General features: G+C 54.5%; 15 protein-coding genes and 1 rRNA gene. 13 read left to right on the plus strand and 3 right to left on the minus strand.

Going from position 1 to position 20,139, the window contains the following annotated elements:
- The first annotated feature begins 81 nt into the window (after positions 1-81).
- From DTL42_RS00350 to DTL42_RS00375, 6 genes are all read left to right on the plus strand, one after another.
- Entirely contained in the window at positions 82-2,271 is a 2,190-nt protein-coding gene (locus DTL42_RS00350) for an NfeD family protein (RefSeq protein ID WP_158545174.1), read from the plus strand.
- A gap of 82 nt (positions 2,272-2,353) precedes the next feature.
- Positions 2,354-2,935 (plus strand): NfeD family protein, encoded by a 582-nt coding sequence (locus DTL42_RS00355; protein WP_114366684.1) that lies wholly within the window; start codon positions 2,354-2,356, stop codon positions 2,933-2,935.
- Positions 2,936-3,005: 70 nt separating this feature from the next.
- Entirely contained in the window at positions 3,006-4,073 is a 1,068-nt protein-coding gene (gene floA, locus DTL42_RS00360; protein WP_114366685.1) for a flotillin-like protein FloA, read from the plus strand.
- Between the two features lie 20 nt (positions 4,074-4,093).
- Positions 4,094-4,687, plus strand: coding sequence for a hypothetical protein (locus DTL42_RS00365; protein ID WP_114366686.1), 594 nt, complete (start codon positions 4,094-4,096; stop codon positions 4,685-4,687).
- Between the two features lie 123 nt (positions 4,688-4,810).
- The gene (locus DTL42_RS00370; RefSeq protein ID WP_114366687.1) at positions 4,811-5,728 is read left to right on the plus strand and encodes an NAD(P)-dependent oxidoreductase; all 918 of its coding nucleotides are present in this window, start codon (positions 4,811-4,813) and stop codon (positions 5,726-5,728) included.
- Positions 5,729-5,882: 154 nt separating this feature from the next.
- Complete coding sequence (locus tag DTL42_RS00375; protein ID WP_114366688.1) at positions 5,883-6,311, plus strand: response regulator; 429 nt, start codon at positions 5,883-5,885, stop codon at positions 6,309-6,311.
- Positions 6,312-6,333: 22 nt separating this feature from the next.
- Here DTL42_RS00375 and DTL42_RS00380 read toward each other — a convergent pair whose 3' ends face one another.
- Positions 6,334-6,987 (minus strand): CerR family C-terminal domain-containing protein, encoded by a 654-nt coding sequence (locus DTL42_RS00380; RefSeq protein ID WP_158545175.1) that lies wholly within the window; start codon positions 6,985-6,987, stop codon positions 6,334-6,336.
- A gap of 131 nt (positions 6,988-7,118) precedes the next feature.
- Here DTL42_RS00380 and DTL42_RS00385 point away from each other — a divergent pair, with 131 nt between their 5' ends.
- The 4 genes from DTL42_RS00385 (at position 7,119) to DTL42_RS00400 (ending at position 13,724) form a co-directional block, all read left to right on the plus strand.
- A complete protein-coding gene (locus DTL42_RS00385) occupies positions 7,119-8,495 on the plus strand; it encodes an efflux RND transporter periplasmic adaptor subunit (RefSeq protein ID WP_114366690.1) in 1,377 nt (458 codons plus the stop codon).
- A 3-nt stretch (positions 8,496-8,498) separates the two neighbouring features.
- A complete protein-coding gene (locus DTL42_RS00390; protein WP_114366691.1) occupies positions 8,499-11,813 on the plus strand; it encodes an efflux RND transporter permease subunit in 3,315 nt (1,104 codons plus the stop codon).
- A gap of 69 nt (positions 11,814-11,882) precedes the next feature.
- Entirely contained in the window at positions 11,883-12,659 is a 777-nt protein-coding gene (locus tag DTL42_RS00395) for an SDR family NAD(P)-dependent oxidoreductase (protein ID WP_114366692.1), read from the plus strand.
- An 84-nt stretch (positions 12,660-12,743) separates the two neighbouring features.
- Entirely contained in the window at positions 12,744-13,724 is a 981-nt protein-coding gene (locus DTL42_RS00400; RefSeq protein WP_114366693.1) for an alpha/beta hydrolase family esterase, read from the plus strand.
- 8 nt (positions 13,725-13,732) lie between these two features.
- Here the strand turns inward: DTL42_RS00400 and DTL42_RS00405 are convergent, their stop codons facing one another.
- Positions 13,733-17,080 (minus strand): PVC-type heme-binding CxxCH protein, encoded by a 3,348-nt coding sequence (locus DTL42_RS00405; protein ID WP_234824018.1) that lies wholly within the window; start codon positions 17,078-17,080, stop codon positions 13,733-13,735.
- Positions 17,081-17,320: 240 nt separating this feature from the next.
- Here DTL42_RS00405 and DTL42_RS00410 point away from each other — a divergent pair, with 240 nt between their 5' ends.
- Positions 17,321-17,881, plus strand: coding sequence for a hypothetical protein (locus DTL42_RS00410; RefSeq protein ID WP_147274104.1), 561 nt, complete (start codon positions 17,321-17,323; stop codon positions 17,879-17,881).
- On the plus strand, positions 17,878-18,474 hold the full coding sequence (locus tag DTL42_RS00415; protein WP_158545176.1) for a 5-formyltetrahydrofolate cyclo-ligase: 597 nt from the start codon (positions 17,878-17,880) through the stop codon (positions 18,472-18,474). The genes DTL42_RS00410 and DTL42_RS00415 overlap by 4 nt, the downstream gene beginning before the upstream one ends.
- Positions 18,475-18,499: 25 nt before the next feature.
- Here the strand turns inward: DTL42_RS00415 and aroH are convergent, their stop codons facing one another.
- The gene (aroH, locus tag DTL42_RS00420) at positions 18,500-18,925 is read right to left on the minus strand and encodes a chorismate mutase (protein WP_114366696.1); all 426 of its coding nucleotides are present in this window, start codon (positions 18,923-18,925) and stop codon (positions 18,500-18,502) included.
- Between the two features lie 1,103 nt (positions 18,926-20,028).
- Here aroH and DTL42_RS00425 point away from each other — a divergent pair.
- Positions 20,029-20,139 (plus strand): 16S ribosomal RNA (locus DTL42_RS00425); the annotation flags it as partial.

Consider the following 20,139-nt stretch of genomic DNA (forward strand, 5'->3'; position numbering starts at 1 on the left):
TGCATCGGGCGCTATAATTCAGTTACTTGAGAATATCGGCTCAAGGACAGGCGTTCGTTTCCCCGGTGGATGAGTTTCCGCATGTTGAGAATTCGCGACACCTGGATCTGGCTGGCAAACGTTTGCCTGTTCCTGGTTCTGGTCTTCATCGCCCCTTTGGTATCTCGCGCCCAAGAGGCTGATCCGCCGGCAGAGAATCATGCCGAGGCGGACCACGCCAAGCTCACCGGTGCGCGCATGCGCGTGCCACTGCCGATCAACGGTTCGGTAGATACCAATGTCAAAAAATCGCTGCAGCGGCTTTTGTCTCGGCTTAACGAGGGCGATCCACGCCCGGTGGTAATTCTAGAACTCGATGCGACCAACGCAGAACAAACCACCGGCAGCGAGTTCGAGCGGAGCTTGTCTTTGGCCCGGTTTCTCACCTCCAAAGAAGCGGCTCGCCTTAAGACGGTCGCGTACTTGAAAGGGAAGATCGAAGGGCACGCGGTCTTAATTCCTTTGGCGTGCGAACAAATTGTGATGCACCCCGACGCCGAAATCGGCAACGCCGGGATCGACGAATCTTCCATTTCGCTGACCATGCGCCACGCCTACGAAGAGATCGCTGGCTACCGCAATACCTTACCGCCGGAACTGGCCTTGGGTATGCTCGATCCGAACCTGGAAATCTATCGCGTCAACAAACGCCGCTTCGTCGATGGCCCGCAGTACGAGAAGCTGAAAGCAGCAGGTGAGGTGGCGACCTCCGAAAAACTAGTCGACCAGGGAAAGATGGCCTTGTTCACCGCTAACGAACTGAGGCAAGACCTTCAACTGATTAGCAACATCAGCGAGAACTACCGCCAACTAGCCACCTTGCTGGAAATTCCTGAGAACCAACTCACGCAAGACCTGGGGCTTGAACGCGACTGGAAAGCGGCCCGCTTCATCATGGATGGGGACATTTCCAACCGGATGGTGCAGCGGACTTCGTTATCGATGCAAGACGCCATTCAACGGGGAGTCAACTTTCTGCTGATCGACCTCCATTCCGCTGGGGGTGATCCGATCGCCTGCGAAAACATGGTCAACTACTTGCTGGGGCTGCCCGATTCGGTGCATACGGTCGCGTTGATCACCGACGAAGCGTTGGCCAACTCGGCCTTGATTGCGATGGCCTGCGATGAAATTGCCATTGCTCCGAACGCCAAACTTGGGGGTTCTGGCAACTATGTCTATTCCCACGAGGGACGCCACGATTTAGAGAACTACTTGGTACGGATCTCGCCGGAGGCGAACCGTTCGTGGTCGGTGTGGGGAGCGATGAACGATCCCGATTTGGAAGTCTATCAATATCAGCGACCTGGGACGACGCTTTCCAAGTTCCTCAGCGAGCGCGAAGCAGCCGACCTGCCGGATGCGAAACAGTGGCAACGCGGCAAAGAGATCACCACTGCTAACGAGCCGCTGCAACTATCCGGCACCCAGGCCCTGGACTGGGGCGTTGCCGATTCTCAGGTGACCAGCGTGGCCGAAGTATCGCAGCAGTATGGTCTGCCGGCAGAACTGGAAGTTCCCAAACAAAATTGGGCTCACCGCTTTGTCGAGGTCTTGGCCAGCCCCAGCTTGGCGTTTTTCTGCTTGTTTGTGGGCGTGATGGCGATGATCAGCGAATTCAAAGCGCCCGGCGTGGGCGTGCCAGGCTTCATCGCGGCGATTTGCTTCATGCTGTTCTTTTGGAGCCGGTTTTTAAACGGCACTGCCGGTTGGCTGGAAGCCATGCTGTTTGTCGGCGGCATCTTCTTCATTTTGATGGAATTGTTCGTCTTGCCTGGCTTCGGCATCTTTGGGCTAGGCGGAGGCTTGATGGTGATTACGGCGGTTGTGCTGGCCATGCAAACATTCATTTGGCCCTCAACCGACTACGAACTGGAACAAGTTCCCTACTCGCTAGGGAGTGTGCTGGTGATCTTTTCTGGAGTTATAGCGGCGGTGATCTTCGCCAAGCATATCTTGCCCAAGACGCCATTTCTGAATCAGACCATGCTCGAAGCTCCGGACGAAGAAGCCTTAGAGGAAATCCGCCGACGAGAAACGATTGTCGACTTATCCCACCTGATTGGCGACACCGGCCGGGCGATGACCCCACTGCGACCGAGTGGAAAAGCAAAAATTGGGCATGAAATCGTGAGTGTCACCTCCGATGGCGATATGATAGAACAAGGCGAAAAAGTGGTCGTGGTGCAAGTGCGTGGCAATTATGCGATTGTTCGTTCGGCGAACGCGTGAGGCCGGCTACAGGAATCGAAGAGAATATTTGCTGGTCCTCCGCGAATAACTCTCGAATCGTAGAACCCCCGAGGAAGCGACAATGTCTCCCCTGATGATTGCCCTAATATTGCTCGTTTCAGGTTTATGCCTGGCGGCCTTAGAGGTATTCATCCCTTCCGCTGGAGTGCTCGGTTTTGTCGCGGCCGTTTCGATGGTTGCTTCGGTAATCTATGCCTATTTGAAGTGTGATATGGCCACCGGAACCGCTTTCCTGGCGGCTACGGTTGTGCTTGTCCCCGTAATTATTGGGATGGCAATGCGTGTCTGGCCATATACGCCCATCGGAAGGATGGTGCTGCTCGATTCGGCGATCGACACCGAAGAAGACGATCAAGAGCGGGCCACCCGCAATGCACTCGTCGGGCAACGAGGCATCGCCCGCAGCCGCTTGCTGCCCGGCGGAATTGCCGAGATCGATGGGCAACAATATGACGTCGTGATTATTGGCTCCCCCGCCGAGAAAGGGGATCTGGTTGAAGTTGTCGAAGTAGAAGGGAACCACGTCTTGGTAACAAAGGTTGACGAAGAGGAGCAGGAAAGCGTTTCTTCCCCCGAGCCCAGTCCGACCAAATCGCTTAGTTCGCTAAATGACGATATCTTTGAAGATGATCCCTTTGCTTGACTTTCCCCGCCAGAATGGCATAACAAGTGGCTGATATTCGTCACTCTCCGTGGAAATTGATAAATCCCCTATGCTAAACCTCATTGCATCCACCGCTCTCCTGGCCGCCAGTTGGGGGACCAACATGATCATCATTGGGTTACTGATCGTAATCTTGATGATGCTGGTGATTCTGGGCATTGTGGCATTCTTTTTCCGTCTCTGGATACAATCGATCTGGACCGGGGCAGGCATCACGCTGGTCGATTTGATGGCCATGACCATCCGTAACGTCAACGCCAAGATGATTGTGCGGGGGAAAATCATGGCCGTGCAAGCTGGCCTGGGGGACTCGTCCGGGATTACCTCGAAAGCTCTGGAAGCCCACTATCTGGCTGGTGGTAACGTGCCGCAGGTTATCAAATCGATGATCGCCGCCAACAAAGCCAAAACCATTCAGCTCACCTTCCGCGAAGCCACGGCGATCGACCTGGCCGGCCGCGATGTTTTGGAAGCAGTCCAGACGAGCGTCTATCCCAAGGTGATCGACTGCCCACCCCGCAACGCCAAGCGAACCTCCCTCGACGCGATGGCCAAGAACGGGATTCAATTGAAGGTCAAAGCCCGCGTGACGGTACGGGCCAACCTACAACGGTTGATCGGTGGGGCGACGGAAGAAACGATCATCGGTCGTGTGGGAGAAGGCATTGTCAGTGCGATTGGTTCGGCAGACACCCACTCGCAAGTGCTAGAAAACCCTGACCTGATCTCGAAGGCCGTGCTTTCTCGCCGCTTAGATGCCAACACGGCGTTCGAGATTGTATCCATCGATATTGCCGATATCGATGTGGGTGAGAACATCGGTGCCCGCCTGCAAGCCGATCAGGCCGAAGCCGACACGCAAGTCGCCCGAGCCCGTGCAGAAGGCCGCCGAGCGATGGCAGTCGCCGAAGAACGCGAGAACCTGGCCGAAATTGAAAATGCCCGCGCGATGGTGGTGGATGCCGAAGCGGAAGTTCCCAAAGCAATTGCCGAAGCATTCCGCACCGGCCAACTAAGCATCATGGACTACTACTCGCTGCGTAACGTGCAAGCCGACACAGACATGCGGAAGTCGATTGCCACATCCAGCAATGCCTCGACCAACGCACAGAAATAGTTCCCTTACCAGGATTGATTGTGGGAAACTGGAATTTACTAGCCGCCGACTTTGATGGACTTGAATCCCTGATCAAGATCGGGCTGGTCGTATTGTTCATGGTTGGCCCCTATTTGTTACAACTACTTGGAGGGAAAGCCGTGCAAGACGACCGCGGAAACGCAGCAGGCAACCGCCGGCGGGAACCTCAATCAGACCTCGAACGAGAGATCGCCGACTTCTTGGAACAAAGTCGACGGGGGGGCACTTCTTCGCGCACCACTGCGGAATCGGTCGATGCGCAATCGGCGGACGATTTTGTTGTGGCCGAAACAGCTCCAGAAACGCTTCGCGACCGTCACTTGGCCCCTTCCGCGATTGAAACACAATCGTTCGGCCAGCCTGCTGAGCAACAAACATCCCGCAGCGACCAAGCGTACGCCCGCGCGGAGAACACGACGGAAGAATTCCAATACGAAGAAGCCGAATCGTACAACTACGATTCCGAACACCCGTCGCAAGGTTCCAACGCGGGCGCGCAGATCGCGGCCATGTTCCGTGAGCCAGAAAAAGTTCGCAACGCATTTATTCTGGGCGAGATTATCAATCGGCCCAAATTCCCTCGTCGCAGCTAAACGTTCCGCGACGCTCCCTCCCAGATTGCCCAGCGGGCGATCTTCCCCGTTATTCTTGCGAGCCATGCCACTCGGTTTGGTCTCGCTTGCTGAATTGCCTAACCCTGCAGGAAAGAGTGTTTGATGTCTTCGCTTAAGATTGCTCCCGGAACCACGAAAATCGGCTGGATTGGTACCGGCGTTATGGGTTCCAGCATGTGTGGTCACTTGATCGAAAAAGGCTTCTCGGCCACGGTCTACAATCGCACAAAATCGAAAGCGGAAGCATTGCTCGGCCAAGGAGCCACGTGGGCCGATACGCCCCAACAAGTTGCCGAGGCCAGTGACGTCGTTTTTACGATCGTTGGTTTTCCGCAAGATGTGCGGGAAGTGATTCTCGGTGCAGAAGGGGTCTTAGCGGGCAGTAAAGCAGGCAACGTGATTGTCGACATGACGACCAGCGAACCGACTTTGGCCGCCGAGATCGCCGAAGCAGCGCAACAGCAAGGGGTTCACGGCATCGACGCGCCCGTCTCTGGCGGCGACATCGGCGCGAAAGAGGCCCGGCTTTCGATCATGATCGGGGGCGACGAAGCGATCGTTGCCGCTTTGACACCTTGCTGGGAAGCAATGGGCAAAACCATCGTTCACCAAGGGGGCCCAGGTGCCGGGCAACACACCAAAATGGTGAATCAAACGTTGATCGCTTCCGGCATGATTGGCGTTTGCGAAGCGCTACTATACGGCTACAAAGCCGGCCTCGACCTGGAAAAGGTCATGCAAAGTGTTAGCTCTGGCGCGGCTGGCAGTTGGAATCTCTCGAATCTCGGCCCGCGGATCATCAACAACAATTTCGATCCTGGCTTCTTCGTCGAGCACTTTATTAAAGATATGGGCATCGCCCTCGCCGAAGCCCGAAAAATGGGAATCGCTATGCCTGGCTTGGCCTTGGCGGAACAGCTTTACCAAGCGGTGAAAGCCCAAGGACACGGTCGCCTGGGGACGCATGCCCTGGAATTGGCTTTGTGCCAGTTGAACAATATTGACTGGAAACAGCGCTAATTCCGAATACCGCTGACTTGGCCGATTTTAAGGACCAAGGCCGGCCAAAACGTTGCCTTTTCGCAACCGTTTTGTTTTGACAACATCCGCCCAGATGGCAAGCTTGTATACGCCGAGTAATCCCAGCATTAAGCGCCACTAGCGGAGGCCAATCATGATTGCCGATGCCATCCCGGAATTGGAATCCACCCCGACCATTGATTACCGGGGAGAAATTCTCATCTGCGATGATGAACCCGATATTTGCGAGTCTCTCGCGTTGTTTGTCCGCAAACGTGGCTTCGATCCGATTGTCACGCACATGGGCTGCGAGTGCATGTCTCTGGCCGTCAAACAACGGCCGGCGGCCATTTTGCTAGATGTCAACTTGCCCGATATTTGCGGGCTGGACGTTTGCGCCCAACTTTCCGACGCCGACCAAACACGCGAGATTCCGATCATTATCCTGAGTGCCAGCGGCGAAGGAAACATGGTGCAGCAGACGCGGCGGAGCGGGGCACGGTTTTACGTTCGCAAGCCGTACGATCCCAACACCGTGGTCGCCATTCTGGAACAAGCAATCAACGATTCACAGTCTTGGTAGCCCCCGCAAGGTTAGCAGTCGGCTACGCCCTAGCTTGGTGCTTCTGCCAGATCGCGGCCTGGATGACGTTGTAAATGTGCTCGGCGATGCGTTCGGCGGTGAGCTCTTGATATTCTTCCGGAGAAACCAACATCTCGATAATTCGCCCGGCCATTTTGTAATGCATGCATTGTCCCACCACGCTAAAGGCCAGTAAACGGCGTTCAACCAATGGGGTCTCTGGTGGCAAAAGCTGCAGCAAAATACCGTTGAGCCGCTCGAAATGGGGGCGAATGAACTCTTGCACGATATGCTGTGTGGCCTCCGAAGGATTGGCTAGTTCGCGAAAGATCAGCAAATGCCGATAATCGGTACGATCCTGAGCATCCATTGCCATCTTCACCATTTGAAAGATAAACGCTTTCAAACGAACCGCAGGCTCCATTTCGAGTTCGTCGTCAGGGGGGATGAAGAGATTGCCGTTTGCTATAGCTTGATGCCGGGAGCGATGGGCCTCCTTCACCGCCTCGACGTACAGCCCACGCTTGTCGGTGAAGTAATACTTCACCGCATTGACGTTCACATCGGCCCGACCGCAAATACGACGAACCGTTCCATGATCGTAACCATGCAGGGCAAACTCGTGGATTGCTGCCAAGAGCAAGCGCTGTTTCGCCTCAAGCGGGGGTGAACTCATGAAAAAAACCGGCGATCGAGATTGTTTTTTTGGAAAGTTAGGATACGATCGAATTAAACACGTGTTTAATTGTAGCATTGACCTTGTCCTAATACACCCTATCGGCTCCTTTCGAACCACGAGATCATTCTATGGAGAAGACCACCAATTTTACGGAGCTGGCCCTCAAGTCCCTTTTTTCGGTGACACTGATTGGGGCAGGGGTGGCCGCGTTTTTCATCTTAGGGAAAGGCCAATCGAAGCCTGACCAGCCGCCCCCCGATGACACCCGGATTGTCAACGTCTCGCCTGCGGCACTGGAAGACTCAGAAATCCAATTCGAAGTCGACGGGGTTGTCGTTCCCTACCGCGAAATCCAGTTGGCCGCCGAGGTCGCTGGCCGCGTTACCGACAAGCCGAGCGATTTTCGCGTCGGGCGAATGGTGCATAAGGGGGACACGGTCGCCCTAATCGATCGGCGTGACTACGAGCTAGAACTAGAACGTCTCCAAGAAGAACTGCAACAAGCCAACAACAACATCACCGAGACCGACGTCCAAATAAGTTCAACCAATGGCCAAATCGCCTTAGCTCAGGAAAACCTCGCCATTCAGGAAAAATCCCGCGAGCGGTTCGAGAAGCTCTTTAAAAGCAAAGCCACAACCGAGGTCAGCGTAGACGACGCGAAGCAAGCGGAAATCACCGCCCGAACCACGCTGCAAACCCATCAAGACCAACTTAATTTGCTGCGTGCGACTAAGGCCCGTCTTCAAAGTGTATGCGATCGCATTCGCTCTGAAATCGCAGCGGCCAAGCTTCAGCTCGATCGAACTTCCATTCAATCACCCATCGATGGGATTGTTGTTGAAGACACCTTCGAGCAAGACAGCTACCTCCAAAAAGGAACCGCTCTCTGCACGATTCGCGATACGTCCAAACTAGAAATCAAATGCAGCTTACAGCCTTATCAAATGAAATGGCTGTGGGAATCGGCCCTCGGCTCTGAAAATTCGAGCAAACGAGGCGCTTACGAATTGCCAGAGACAGACGTCTCGGTGCGCTATCGCCTGGGGAAAGATGTCTTTGTCTGGAGCGGCAGACTAACCCGCTACGATGGTGGCCAAATCGACCAGCAGACGCGTATGATCCCTTGTCGTGTCCAAGTCGATAACCCGATGCAAGTCGGCAAGCTGGTTGTCAACGAGCAAGACGGTACGGAAACGGTAGAACCGGTTTCCAACGTCCCCACCTTGATGGTTGGCATGTATGTGCAAGTCAAGGTCAATGTAAAGCTGAACACTCCGCTGGTTCGCGTGCCGCTCTCAGCAATCTTTCCTGGCAATCAGTTGTGGATTGTCGAGGACGAAAAGCTACGCCGTCGCCAAGTTTCGGTGCTGGTCACCCAGGGAGATTCGGCGATTGTGTATGCCGATGAAAACGCCGTTCTGCCTGGCGAAAGCATCGTCGTCTCCTCCCTCACTTCGCCGTTTAATGGTGCCAAAGTCAAAATCGTTGAGGCGAAGGAGTAAAGCATGCAAGGACTCGTTCGTTGGGCGATCTCGAATACGCCGGCCATGAATATCTTGATGGTTACGGCCATTGTGGTGGGCTTCTTCTGCTTGAAAGGCATGCAGCGAGAAACCTTCCCGGACTTCGACTTGGATATGATCCTGGTCCAGGTTCCTTATCCCGGGGCTGCGCCGCAAGAAGTGGAAGAAGGCATTTGCCAGAAGATTGAAGAAGCGATTCGCTCGCTCGATGGCATCAAGAAGGTGACTTCCGTTGCCGCAGAAGGCGTGGGCAGTGTTGTCATCGAGTTGGAATCGTCGGTGGTAAGCCCTGATCGGGTACTCGACGAAGTCCGCTCCGAAATTGATCGTATCCCGAGCTTCCCGCTGGAAGCAGAAGATCCTGAAGTGCGCAGCGTGACCACACGCCGTCCCGTTTTACGCGTGGGAATCATCGGCCCAGAAAACGACTCGGAATATGCGCAGCTAGAACTACGTCAGATCGCCGAAGACGTTCGCGACGACTTGCTCCAGCTGGATGGCGTTTCTCAGGTCGACTTCATCAATAATCGCGATTATCAAATCGACGTCGAAATTGAAGAGGCGACCCTCCGATCCCATGGTTTAACGCTGGAAAGCGTGGCCGAACTTATTCGGCGCGAGAACCGCGAACTCCCTGCGGGAACCATTCGTGGCGAATCGCAGGAAGTGCTGTTGCGTGGGAACAACCGCCGCACAACCGGTGCCGAAATTGGCGAACTGCCATTGATCACGCAGCTTGACGGCGCCGTCTTGAAGGTGAGTGACCTGGGGATGGTCCGCGATGAGTTGGCCGATACCACCAATCGCGCCTACATCATGGGCAAACCGGCCATGGCTTTGACTATCGCACGCAGCTCGGACGAAGACCTGCTGATGATGGTGGACGCCGTGAAGCAATACGTCGCCAAAGCCCAGCTTCCAACCGGTTACGAGATTATGACCTGGAGCGACCAATCGGTAGAAGTGCGTGGTCGCCTCAACTTGCTGATCGAAAACGCGATCTATGGGCTATTGATCGTGTTCATCCTGCTGATTCTGTTCCTTGATTTGGAACTGGCGATGTGGGTCTCGATGGGGATTCCCTTCTCGATCTTTGCCGCCGGCGTTTATCTTTACTTTGCCGGCGAAACGATGAACATGATATCGATGTTCGGGTTCCTGATGGCCCTTGGCATTGTGGTGGATGATGCGATTGTGGTGGGTGAAAACATCTATGCTCACCGGCAAATGGGCAAACCGCTGATGGATTCGGCCATTGACGGTACGAGCGAAGTGATGAACTCCGTTGCCTCGTCCACGGCAACCACGGTTATCGCCTTTACGCCTCTGCTGTTTGTCAGCGGCGTGATGGGTAAGTTCATGGCTGTCATGCCGATGGCGATCATTGCCATCCTGATCGCTTCGCTGTTCGAGTGCATTACCATTTTGCCGTGTCACTTGGCCCACAAGAACGGCATGTTAATGACCGTTTTGAGTTGGGTTCTTTTCCCTCTTTCCTGGATGCTGCCCATCATTCACTGGGCAAGCAACACCACTTCGCGTTTTCTCGATTGGTTCATCAGCCGCATCTACGAACCCAGTCTTCATTGGACCTTGCATAATCGCATGGTTGTCTGCGGTGGTGGGATTGGCATCATCCTGCTGACCATCGGTTTGGTGCGTTCAGGCTTGGCCCCGTTCGAGTTCATGCCCAAGATCGACGGCAATACGGTTCAAGCGAAAGTAACTTTTCCTGATGGCACGCCCGAGCGCGTTACGCAGCAATGGACCAAGTACATCGAAGATGCGTTCTGGAAAGTGAACGAAGAGCTTTCTCCGCAAAATGAAAGCCTTGGCCAAGTTTCCTTCCGGACCGTTGGCTCGCAAGTTTCTGGCGGTGGCCCTCCTGGCGCTAGTGCAACCGAAGCCAGTGGAAGCCACGTGGGCAGTGTCGAGATTGAGCTGCAAGACACTGAAGACCGTGAAATCAGCAGCGAAGAAATTGTCACCCATTGGCGTGAAAAAGTCGGCCTTATTCCTGGTGCTGAAACGTTGTCTATCGCGGCGATGGGTATGGGGCCTGGTGCCACCCCCATCGAGTTCCGCCTGCTAGCCGATAGCGACCACATGGACCAGTTGGAAGCTGCCGTGGAAAAGACCAAGGCCAAGCTTGAAACCTATTCTGGCTTGAAAGATATCACCGATGACTCGATCCCCGGCAAGTGGGAATATCGGTTCCGCATCAAGCCCGACGCCCAGTCGCTTGGCGTCAGCACAGCCGACCTGGCCGAAACGGTCCGCAATGCGTTCTACGGCCAAGAGGTCATGCGGGTGCAGCGTGGCCGGCATGAAGTGAAGATCATGGTCCGTTATCCTCAAAAGGACCGACATCGTCTGACCTCGTTCGATGAACTACGGATTCGCCTTAACGACGGCATTGAACGCCCGATTACGGAATTGGCGGAAGTCGACATCGTGCGCAGCTACTCGGAAATCAACCGCGTGAAACAACAGCGTTCGATCAAAATCTCCTCCGATCTCGATCGCAAGACAGGCAACGAAGGAGAGATTGTTGCCAGTTTGAAACAAGACTTCATGCCAACGCTGCTCAAAGAATTTCCCGACGTCAGTGTGAGCTGGGAAGGGCAAAACGAACAACGCCAGGAATCACTCGGCAGCCTCTTAGTTGGGTTTGGCATTGCCTTGCTGGGGATGTTCGTCTTGCTGGCCTTTGAATTCAAATCGTATTTCCAACCCTTGCTGATCCTGGCCATCATTCCCTTCGGGGCGATCGGGGCCGTGTTTGGTCACGCGTTTATGGGGATTCCGCTCACCCTGTTCAGCATGTTTGGCTTGGTGGCGTTAACCGGGATCGTGGTGAACGACTCGATTGTGCTGGTCGACTTTATCAATCAACGTGTCCACCAAGGGCTGCCAATCAAACAGGCCCTGCTGGAAGCCGGTACACGACGATTTCGCCCGGTGCTGCTCACCACCATTACCACGGTGGGTGGGCTTCTGCCGCTGCTTACCGAAACCTCGCTGCAAGCTCAGCTATTGATTCCGATGGCTACCAGCATCGCGTTCGGCGAAATCTTTGCCACGGTTTTAGTGCTGTTCCTGGTTCCGGTAGGTTATTCCATGAAGGTGAGCTTCATCGAATTCTTCGCTCCCGGCACCTTCCACGATAACATTCACGGTGACAGCTCGAACGAACAAGAGAAGCCTGCGGAAGAGAGTGACGTTCGAGTCGCCGCTACAAGCAACGGGGTCCCGAAAACGGCTCCTAGTCCACAGCCGAGTCATGTAGCCACCTAGTTGTCTTAGGCAATGTCGCAGAGAATAACTTCTTGATTGTTCTCTGCTATGTTTGCCCAAGGAGCAGCTATGGATTTGCAACTTAAAAACAAAAACGCCCTCGTCACTGGCTCGACCAAGGGTATCGGTTACGCGATCGCCCAAGTCTTGGCCCAGGAAGGGGCCAACGTGATTGTGAATGGCCGGAGCCAGGAATCGACCGACAAGGCCGCCAAGAGCATCGGCCACGGGGTTCGTGGCATCGCAGCAGACGTCTCCACAGCCGCAGACTGCGATAAGCTGCTGCAAGAAGCAGGGCAGGTCGATATTTTGATCAACAACGCTGGCATCTTTGAACCGAAGCCGTTCGTTGAAACTCCTGATGCCGATTGGGAGCACTTTTACCAGGTCAACGTGATGTCTGGGGTCCGCCTGACACGAGCCCTGTTGCCTGGCATGCTCGAACGAAACTGGGGACGCGTGCTGTTTGTTTCGAGCGAAAGTGCCTTACAGATTCCCGCCGAAATGGTTCATTACGGGATGACCAAAGCGGCGAATCTCGCGTTAGTCAATGGAATTGCCCGCCTGACCAAGGGGACACACGTAACCGTCAACGCGATCCTCCCAGGCCCGACCGCTTCGGAAGGGGTAGAGAGTTTCGTGGGTGAATTGGCGAAGGATGCCAATCTCTCCCAAGAGGAATTCGAAAAAGAGTTCTTTGAATCGGTTCGTCCGACTTCGCTAATCCAGCGTTTCGCCGAAGTCGAGGAAGTTGCCAACACGGTGGCCTACTACTGTTCTCCCTTATCGAGCGCCACCAACGGGGCGGCCATTCGCGTTGATGGAGGTGTGATCCTCGGGACCTAGCCACCAAAATAGCGAAACCAATCGTGCGGCGGCCAGGTATATTCCGTAGTTCACCACCCAACCAGGACTACCGCAAGGAGATTCATGCTCCGTCGTCGCACGATTTGGATTTTGCTGTTTGCTTTTGGCTTGGGGTGGTTTGCGGCGAATCAAGGCGATTTCTACGCCGCCGAGTTACCCGACAAGCCACGGCCAGGGCAATTTGAACTGACGACCAAGTCCGAAGGTTATCTTCGCACAGCACTCGTCCACATTCCCCCAGGCTACCAAGCCGACAATCCTCCCCCCTTGGTGATCGCGCTGCATGGGGCTGGCGGTGGGGGCGAGTCGATCCTCGTTCACGATGGCTGGGCCAAGCTGGCCGATGAAAAAGGATTTGTCGTGGTCGCGCCCACCGGCTTGCCTGCCCGGCCTCGCTTGGCGGGCAACTTTTTGGTCAATCCACCCCTCTGGAATTCTGGCCAATTGCGCGAAGGGTCGCCGCGCAGCAAGATCGACGACGTCGCTTACATTCGAACGCTTCTCGATGAATTGAAAGAGAAAGTCCCGTACGACGCCAGCCAAGTGTTCGCCACCGGGCACAGTAACGGGGGCGGCATGACCTTCCGTTTAGGTGCGGAAATGGCCGACCGTTTGGCGGCGATTGGTACCGTGGCTGGCATGGTAGCGATCGACAACCCTCAACCAGCCAAACCGCTACCCACGCTATTCATCTTTGGCACCGCAGATCCCCTTCTTCCCCTGGCAGGAGGCAAGTCGAACTTGCCGTGGGGCTCCAGGACGACGCCGCCCGTCAAAGACCTCTTAGCCAAGTGGGCTCAAGCGATCAACTGCCAAACCAAGGAAACCATCGTTCAAGACGATGACGCTATGCAGCGAGTTTGCTATCGCTCGCAGAACAATGGCCCCGAGCTAACCGTTCTTTATCTCAAAGGTCATGGTCACGCTTGGCCTGGTACCAAACGCGACATCCCAGAACGGGCCAGAGAAATGCTCGGGCCGAACACCAGCCAGCTCGACGCGGAGGTCGAGCTATGGAAGTTCTTCGAAGCGAGCACCAAGTAACCTTGCGATTACTCGTGCCCGGCCGCTTGCGGATCGGCTTTCAAGTTCGAGAGAAACTCGACCAAGTCGCGCAGTTCCGACTTGCTGAGATGCTTGAAGATATCGTCCGGCATCGGGCTCTTGGCACTCTTGCGTCCTTCGATATCGTCTTGCGGTATGGTGATTAGCTTGCCATCAGCGTCGACCAGGCTAATCGCATCGTCGGTTTCCTCTTTGATCACGCCAGAATAAGTCTGACCATCTACGGTAAGCACCAAGATCGACTCAAACCCTTCAGCAATCTTGGCATTCGGCAACACCACGGCCTCCATCAGGTATTCACGCGACTTTGTTTCACTTAGCGCGTCTAACTCTGGACCGACGCGGCCACCGGTTCCCATCGCCCGATGACAACGCACGCACGAAACCTCGGTCTTCTCAAAGAAGACCTTCTTACCACGCTCGAAATCACCTCCTTGTAACGCCACACGATATTCGGCCAGAGGATCAGCCGGATCGAGTGAAAGGCGATACTTTTCCAGCAACGAAGCAATCTCAGGCGAATCCTTGAACGCCGTAGCTGCTTCGATCGTGTCTAGCTGAGAATCTTCAGCCAGTTCGCCAGCGAGCAGTTTCTCCATTGCTTTGCCCACGATTGCCTGGGCCCCTTCCGGCTTCAAGCTTGCCAAGGTCGCCAACGCGTGTTGACGTTCGATGGTCGAATCAGCCTCAACACCAGCCGCGAGTGCCTGGGCTGCTTCCGCTGGCGTCAGCTTGGCCAGTTGATCGCGGGCAGTCGCACGCAGCAGCGGTGTCTCGGACTGTAAAGCCTCTTTCACAAGCGGCAGCACTTGATCTGGGGCGACGTTCGCCAAAGCCACGAGTGCGTCGGCCCGCGTTTGCGAAGGCTGCTTGGCATCGCCCGCCAAACCGATCAGCACCGGGGCGACTTCCTTAATCCCCATCTCAGCCGCCAACTTGGCTGCCCGATTGCGGACCATTTCGTCCGTCGTCAGCAACTTCGATAACGATTGTGCCAACGCCGTTTTAGCCACCGCTTCGTCTCGTTTATCGAGCGGACGATAGAAGTTGAGCACGCGATCAAGTTCCCCTGGCTCTTTCCAATTAGCCAACATTTCCAATGCTTCCAAACGCATCGCTTCCGGCATGTCGCTACGTGTCGCAAAGCGAGCCAGTGCTTCCGCGTTTTCAGCCTCTCCTAAACGGAAGTTCGCATTCAAAACACGTCGCAAAAGGGCATCGTTCTTCCAACCGGCATCACTCAAACGAGCAAGTTGTCCGAGAGCATTTTCCATTGGCAAGTCGTGAATCGCACGCGCGGCTTCCAGCACGACCAGTTCATTTCCATCGGAAAGAAATCGCACGACCGATGGGCTTTCCAAACGACGCAGGGCCACCACCGCCGCAATCCGAACGCTGGGGGAAGGGTGATTTGCTAAGTCGGAAAGTGATTGAATATTTCGCATCCCGGCCAAAGCCATGATGCCAGCATGCCGCAGAACGGGATCTTGGTCGGCATTCTTGGCGAGAATGGCCGCCACACGATCAATCACTTGGTTCGGATCGCCGTGTGGGCCTGCGTTGCCCAGCCCCAGCATGGCAAAGTAAAGGACGCGCGGGTTGTCGTCTTCTAGCAATTTTGGCAGCCCATAAATCACGCGTAATTCGCCCAGAACGCGGCCTACTTGAGCCCGGATTCCAGGATCTTCATCGTTCACCAACACCGTCGACAGCAGCCCTGCGGTTTCAACCCGCTGAGCAATTTTCGCCTGACCGTCGGCGATCTGCCCGATTCCCCAAATGGCATGAATACGAGCCAACTGAGGCATGCTGGCATCTTGAGCGACCCCTTCCAAGACCTTCAACTTGTTGGCTGCCGCCAGGGCGAATTGAGCTTTGATCCGAACGCGACGATCGACATGTTGCAGCAGCTTTACCAGTTCGTCGTCGGACTTCTGCGAGAAGTCACTGGGCAGCAGTTCTTTGACTTCGGCAATCAATTGGGCATCGTCGGGGTTCGCTTTGGTCAGCCGATAGAGACGTCCCTTGTTCAGCCCGGTCCAGCCGTCGACCCAGTCGCTAATATACATCGCCCCGTCTGGCCCGAAGTCGACATCGGTACACAGCATCTTCCAAACGAATTGCTGATCGTCAATCAACTCGAACGTCGCCCCGTTGGGCTTCATCCGAAACGTCCGAATCCCACTTTTGCCTGGCGCCCCACGAAAATCGCAGAGGAAGAACGTTCCGGCAAACTCCTTACCAAACCCAGTCCCCGGATAATAAACCAAACCGCTCGGCCCGTCCGAGATGTTGATGATCGGCGGAACGATGTAGGCTGCTTGGCCTTCGTGATAGGGATGCCACAGCTTCTCGCGATTCCAAGGCCCACGATCGCTTAAATACTGATAGGCCATGTTCCAGCCGGTATGACCTCCCTTGACCAGGTAGTGCCAGCGGGCCTGATCGCCACTATCAGAGTTGTTATCGCACGTGAATAAATTGCCATAGTCGTCGAAGGCCAACTCTTGCGGGTTTCGTAAACCGGTACAGAAGACCTCTAGATTCGAGCCATCCGGATTACAGCGAAACACGGCCCCGGAACCAGGATCTTTCAGCGTTGCGCCATCGGACTGAATGTTGTAGCCTCGGTCGCCAATGCTGAAGTAGATCTTCCCATCCGGGCCCAACGTTAGCCCGTGCAAATCGTGCCCGCGAAAAGCGAAACGGACGCCGTACCCTTCGCTGAGGGCCTCTTTCTCGTCAGCGACTCCATCGCCATCGGTGTCGCGCAGTTTCCAGACGTGCGGAATGTTGGTGTAGTAGACGTCTCCATTGAGCGCCAAGACGCCCGCCCCGGTACCTTGGACGATATCGTTGTAGCCTGCGGAAAAGACGGTGGCTTGATCGGCCTTGCCGTCGCCGTCGGCATCGACCAAAAGACGAATTCGGTCGTCGTGTTGGGTATACTTCTGAGCCGCTTCGGGATGATGCTTCAGAATATAAGCGCGACGATCTTCCACCGTTTGTGCGGCGAGATCGTCGAGCAACCAATAGTTGTGGCTGCGGTTATCCTCGACACCTTGTCCTTGGCGGTAGGTCTCGGCGATGTAAACGCGTCCGAAATCATCCAAGCAAAATACAACCGGATTGGCCATCATTGGTTCGGCAGCGAACAACGTCATGTCGAAGCCTTCAGGCACTTTAAACCCGGCAATCGCCTTTTCTCCTTCATCGGAAGCAGGCGCTAACTGGGGGACTTCCGGCTCGGGAACTTGGGCTGGCAACCACGAACAAGTCGCAGCAATCGCTCCTAAAATCAGGCAGAAATGAATCACGAGTTTCTTGGTCTTCAAGGTGAAAATCCTTCACACAGATTCGTTCGGTGGATACCCCAAGGCACATTCCGCCCAACGACGATTTCGCAGAGAGTTGATGGGGCAGGGGGATAAGATAAGGAAAAAGCTTACCATTCACGGTAAACTTTTAAGGGTAGTCCGATTCCGAACCTGTCACAAGCTTCGACAAATCCCCAGACATACGTTTTTTTACAGCCAAGTCGCTAATTACCCCGCAGGCTATTCCGGTCACAACTCATGAGCGTCACTTGTAATAACTGCGGCGAACAACTGATGGGAGCCGTGAATCGTTGCTGGAAGTGCGGTACACAATTCCAGCGCATCGAAGGGGCACAAATTCCACCCATTCGAAGGTCTCCGGTGTTGGCGACCTATGTAGTTGCCGCAGCCCCCCCTCAAGATTCGACTACCGATGCGGTCTACGAGGCAATCGTTGCCGAAGAAGCAGAAGATGGAGAACCGACCGAACCAAACCCGGAAGCTCGCCTGGCCCCGTTCCTCAAAGGCCAAGAATTCCTTAGTTTAAAGCGATTAGACTATCCAAGCTTGAGTGCCTCAGCGCTGGCTCTATTGACGATCTTGCTTGGTTTTTATTCGATTTTGGCGATTCCTTTCGGCTTGGTGGCTGCGATCGCCGGTGTGCATCTCTTAAACCATCGCCGCAGTGCCACACGTTGGACAGTCTTCTTCCTGGGGATCGTCGCGCTGATTGTGGCTCTGCTGGGTATTATTTCAGCGATTTACTACTGGTGGATGCGAAGCAGCCTTTTCTTGTTGCTATGGGGGCAGACGAATTGAACTCCCCACCGCCAATTCCCCACCCCAAACAGGCCTTACGGCAAGAGCTTCTCGCTGCCCGGCGGTCGCTGCCTGAGCGTACCGACCGGAGTCAGAAGATTTGCAACCGGTTTCGCGAGGCTTTCCCCCTTACAAGCAGTAGTCGCAGCCTCGTTTATGTCAGCATTCGAGAGGAAGTCGAGACAATCTCGCTTCTGACAAACACGCTTCAGGCTGTCGGTGAAGTGGTGGTTCCATACTGTTTGCCAGATTATCAATTGGGGCTCTTTCCCCTCAAGCAAATCAGCGAACTGAAAAAAGGAGCCTATGGCATCCTCGAACCTGACCCAGAATTGCGAGCGGAGCGGTATGTTGATCCTCAATCGCTCGACTTGGCGGTTGTCCCTGGCGTTGGGTTCGATCCGTTGGGAAACCGCTTAGGCTACGGCAAAGGTTATTTCGACCGTCTTTTGGGCCGCTTAAGACCAGAATGCCTTAGAGTTGCCCTCGCGTTCGAGTGCCAGTTAGTCCCCACGATTCAGCCCCAACCGCATGACATACCGATGCATTACATCGTTACCGAGCAGCAAACGCTGGCGTGTCAGCCCTCGTAAAGGAAAGGCCAAACGTAGAAAGGGCCTATTTCATCCCGGCCATCTGCTGTTCGATCCACTGCTCTAGCTCTTTCCAATCGATCTCTGGCACAGGGCACAAGTCTGGCCGCAACCGGACTGCATCGCGCACGTAAACGTGATGAATCGCGTCTTGAGCTTTGTCGGTATTCCAGTGCATCAGAATGCGGACGCACATCGGCAGCGAGCCTGGCACACTGATTTCGTGGGTGCAAATCAGCGGTACGTCCATCCACCCTAACTGCCGAGCCGCCAACGCCGGGAACTCGGCATTCAGGTCGCTTGTGACCGTAAAGATAACGCTGGCAACATCTTTTGAATCGATTCCATTGCTGCGAATGATCAAAGCCATGAGCTGTCGTGTCGCTTCCAGGATCTCGTCCCGATGGTTATGGGTAACCGTAGTGGCCCCGCGAACGCCTCGACAGATCATGACAGTTGCTTTCTTCGGTTGGACTGAGCAGAAACAGGTGAATGGGGAATAACGTAAACCAAGTCGATCATTTTAACAAAGACACACCGTAAAATCTGGCACACACCCTGATTCATGGTGAACCGTTTTTAGAGCCCGTTGTTGAAATAGGGCTCAATCTGGCCGACAGATGAACCCAGACAGACCTCGTTATCGGTCCACTCTTGCTTACTTAGTCAACGGATTTCACCGCCAAGGCCTGCTCGGCCAAGCAGCGACAACACATAACCCACGATCACAAAAAGGGTTACAGCATTACCAACATGCGCTAACCGACATTTCACAAAAACGGCGCGGTATACCTTCGGAAACCGAACGAACGCTTACCTTCCTAGGCGGCGGCCTTTTCAGGGCTCTAAAGCGGTACCAGTCCGGCAATCAACATTCGTATCGGTAATGATGGGCGATATGCCATTTCCGCAATCGCTTATTCACAACGACTCCCCCAAAAGCGATGAGCAATACGTTTCAAGAGATAGCTGAAAGCAACCAACTGACCGCCACCTCCTCATTCAATATGGCCGAACGCCACCAGAGAGTAACGACATCCGCAACATCACCATGGTGAAGCAACTAGTAGCGAAGCGCGTGAGGCCCAAAAAGCATGGCGATCACAGGTGAAAGAGCGAGGCCTAAAAGCGGTTTCACCAACACGAGTCCAACCTAAAAGCCGCTACCCGGTCGATTACCAGGCTTTTCATGGTAATTCTATCTCGTTTTCCAGTAAGCACTTACAACTCTTCTTCGCAAAATCTACTCGAAATCGCCCCTGGCCCCTTTGACGCCAAGCCAAGAAGCGGTAACATATCCTTCTCACCTGACACGACTGACGTCGACAGGGAGAAGCGAAAGCTTTTTGATCTTTGACAATTTGGTAGTGACCTCTGTTTGAGAACGAAGGTGGTTGTGTTTTTTGAGGCTGTTTCGGCAGCTGAGAAAGACGATCAACTTTGAACTCAAGCTAGTTCAATTTTTTTTGAATTTAAGTAGCTAGTTCAAACATATTCGATTGCTAACTTGCTAAACCACTTTAGGGCTTCGGCCTTGGAGTTCATGCAAATATTTAATTGAAGGGTTTGATCCTGGCTCAGAATGAACGTTGGCGGCATGGATTAGGCATGCAAGTCGAGCGAGAACCAAGGAAGCTTGCTTCTAAGGGGACAGCGGCGAAAGGG

Origin of the sequence: Bremerella cremea (assembly GCF_003335505.1) — a bacterium.
Taxonomy (GTDB): domain Bacteria; phylum Planctomycetota; class Planctomycetia; order Pirellulales; family Pirellulaceae; genus Bremerella; species Bremerella cremea_A.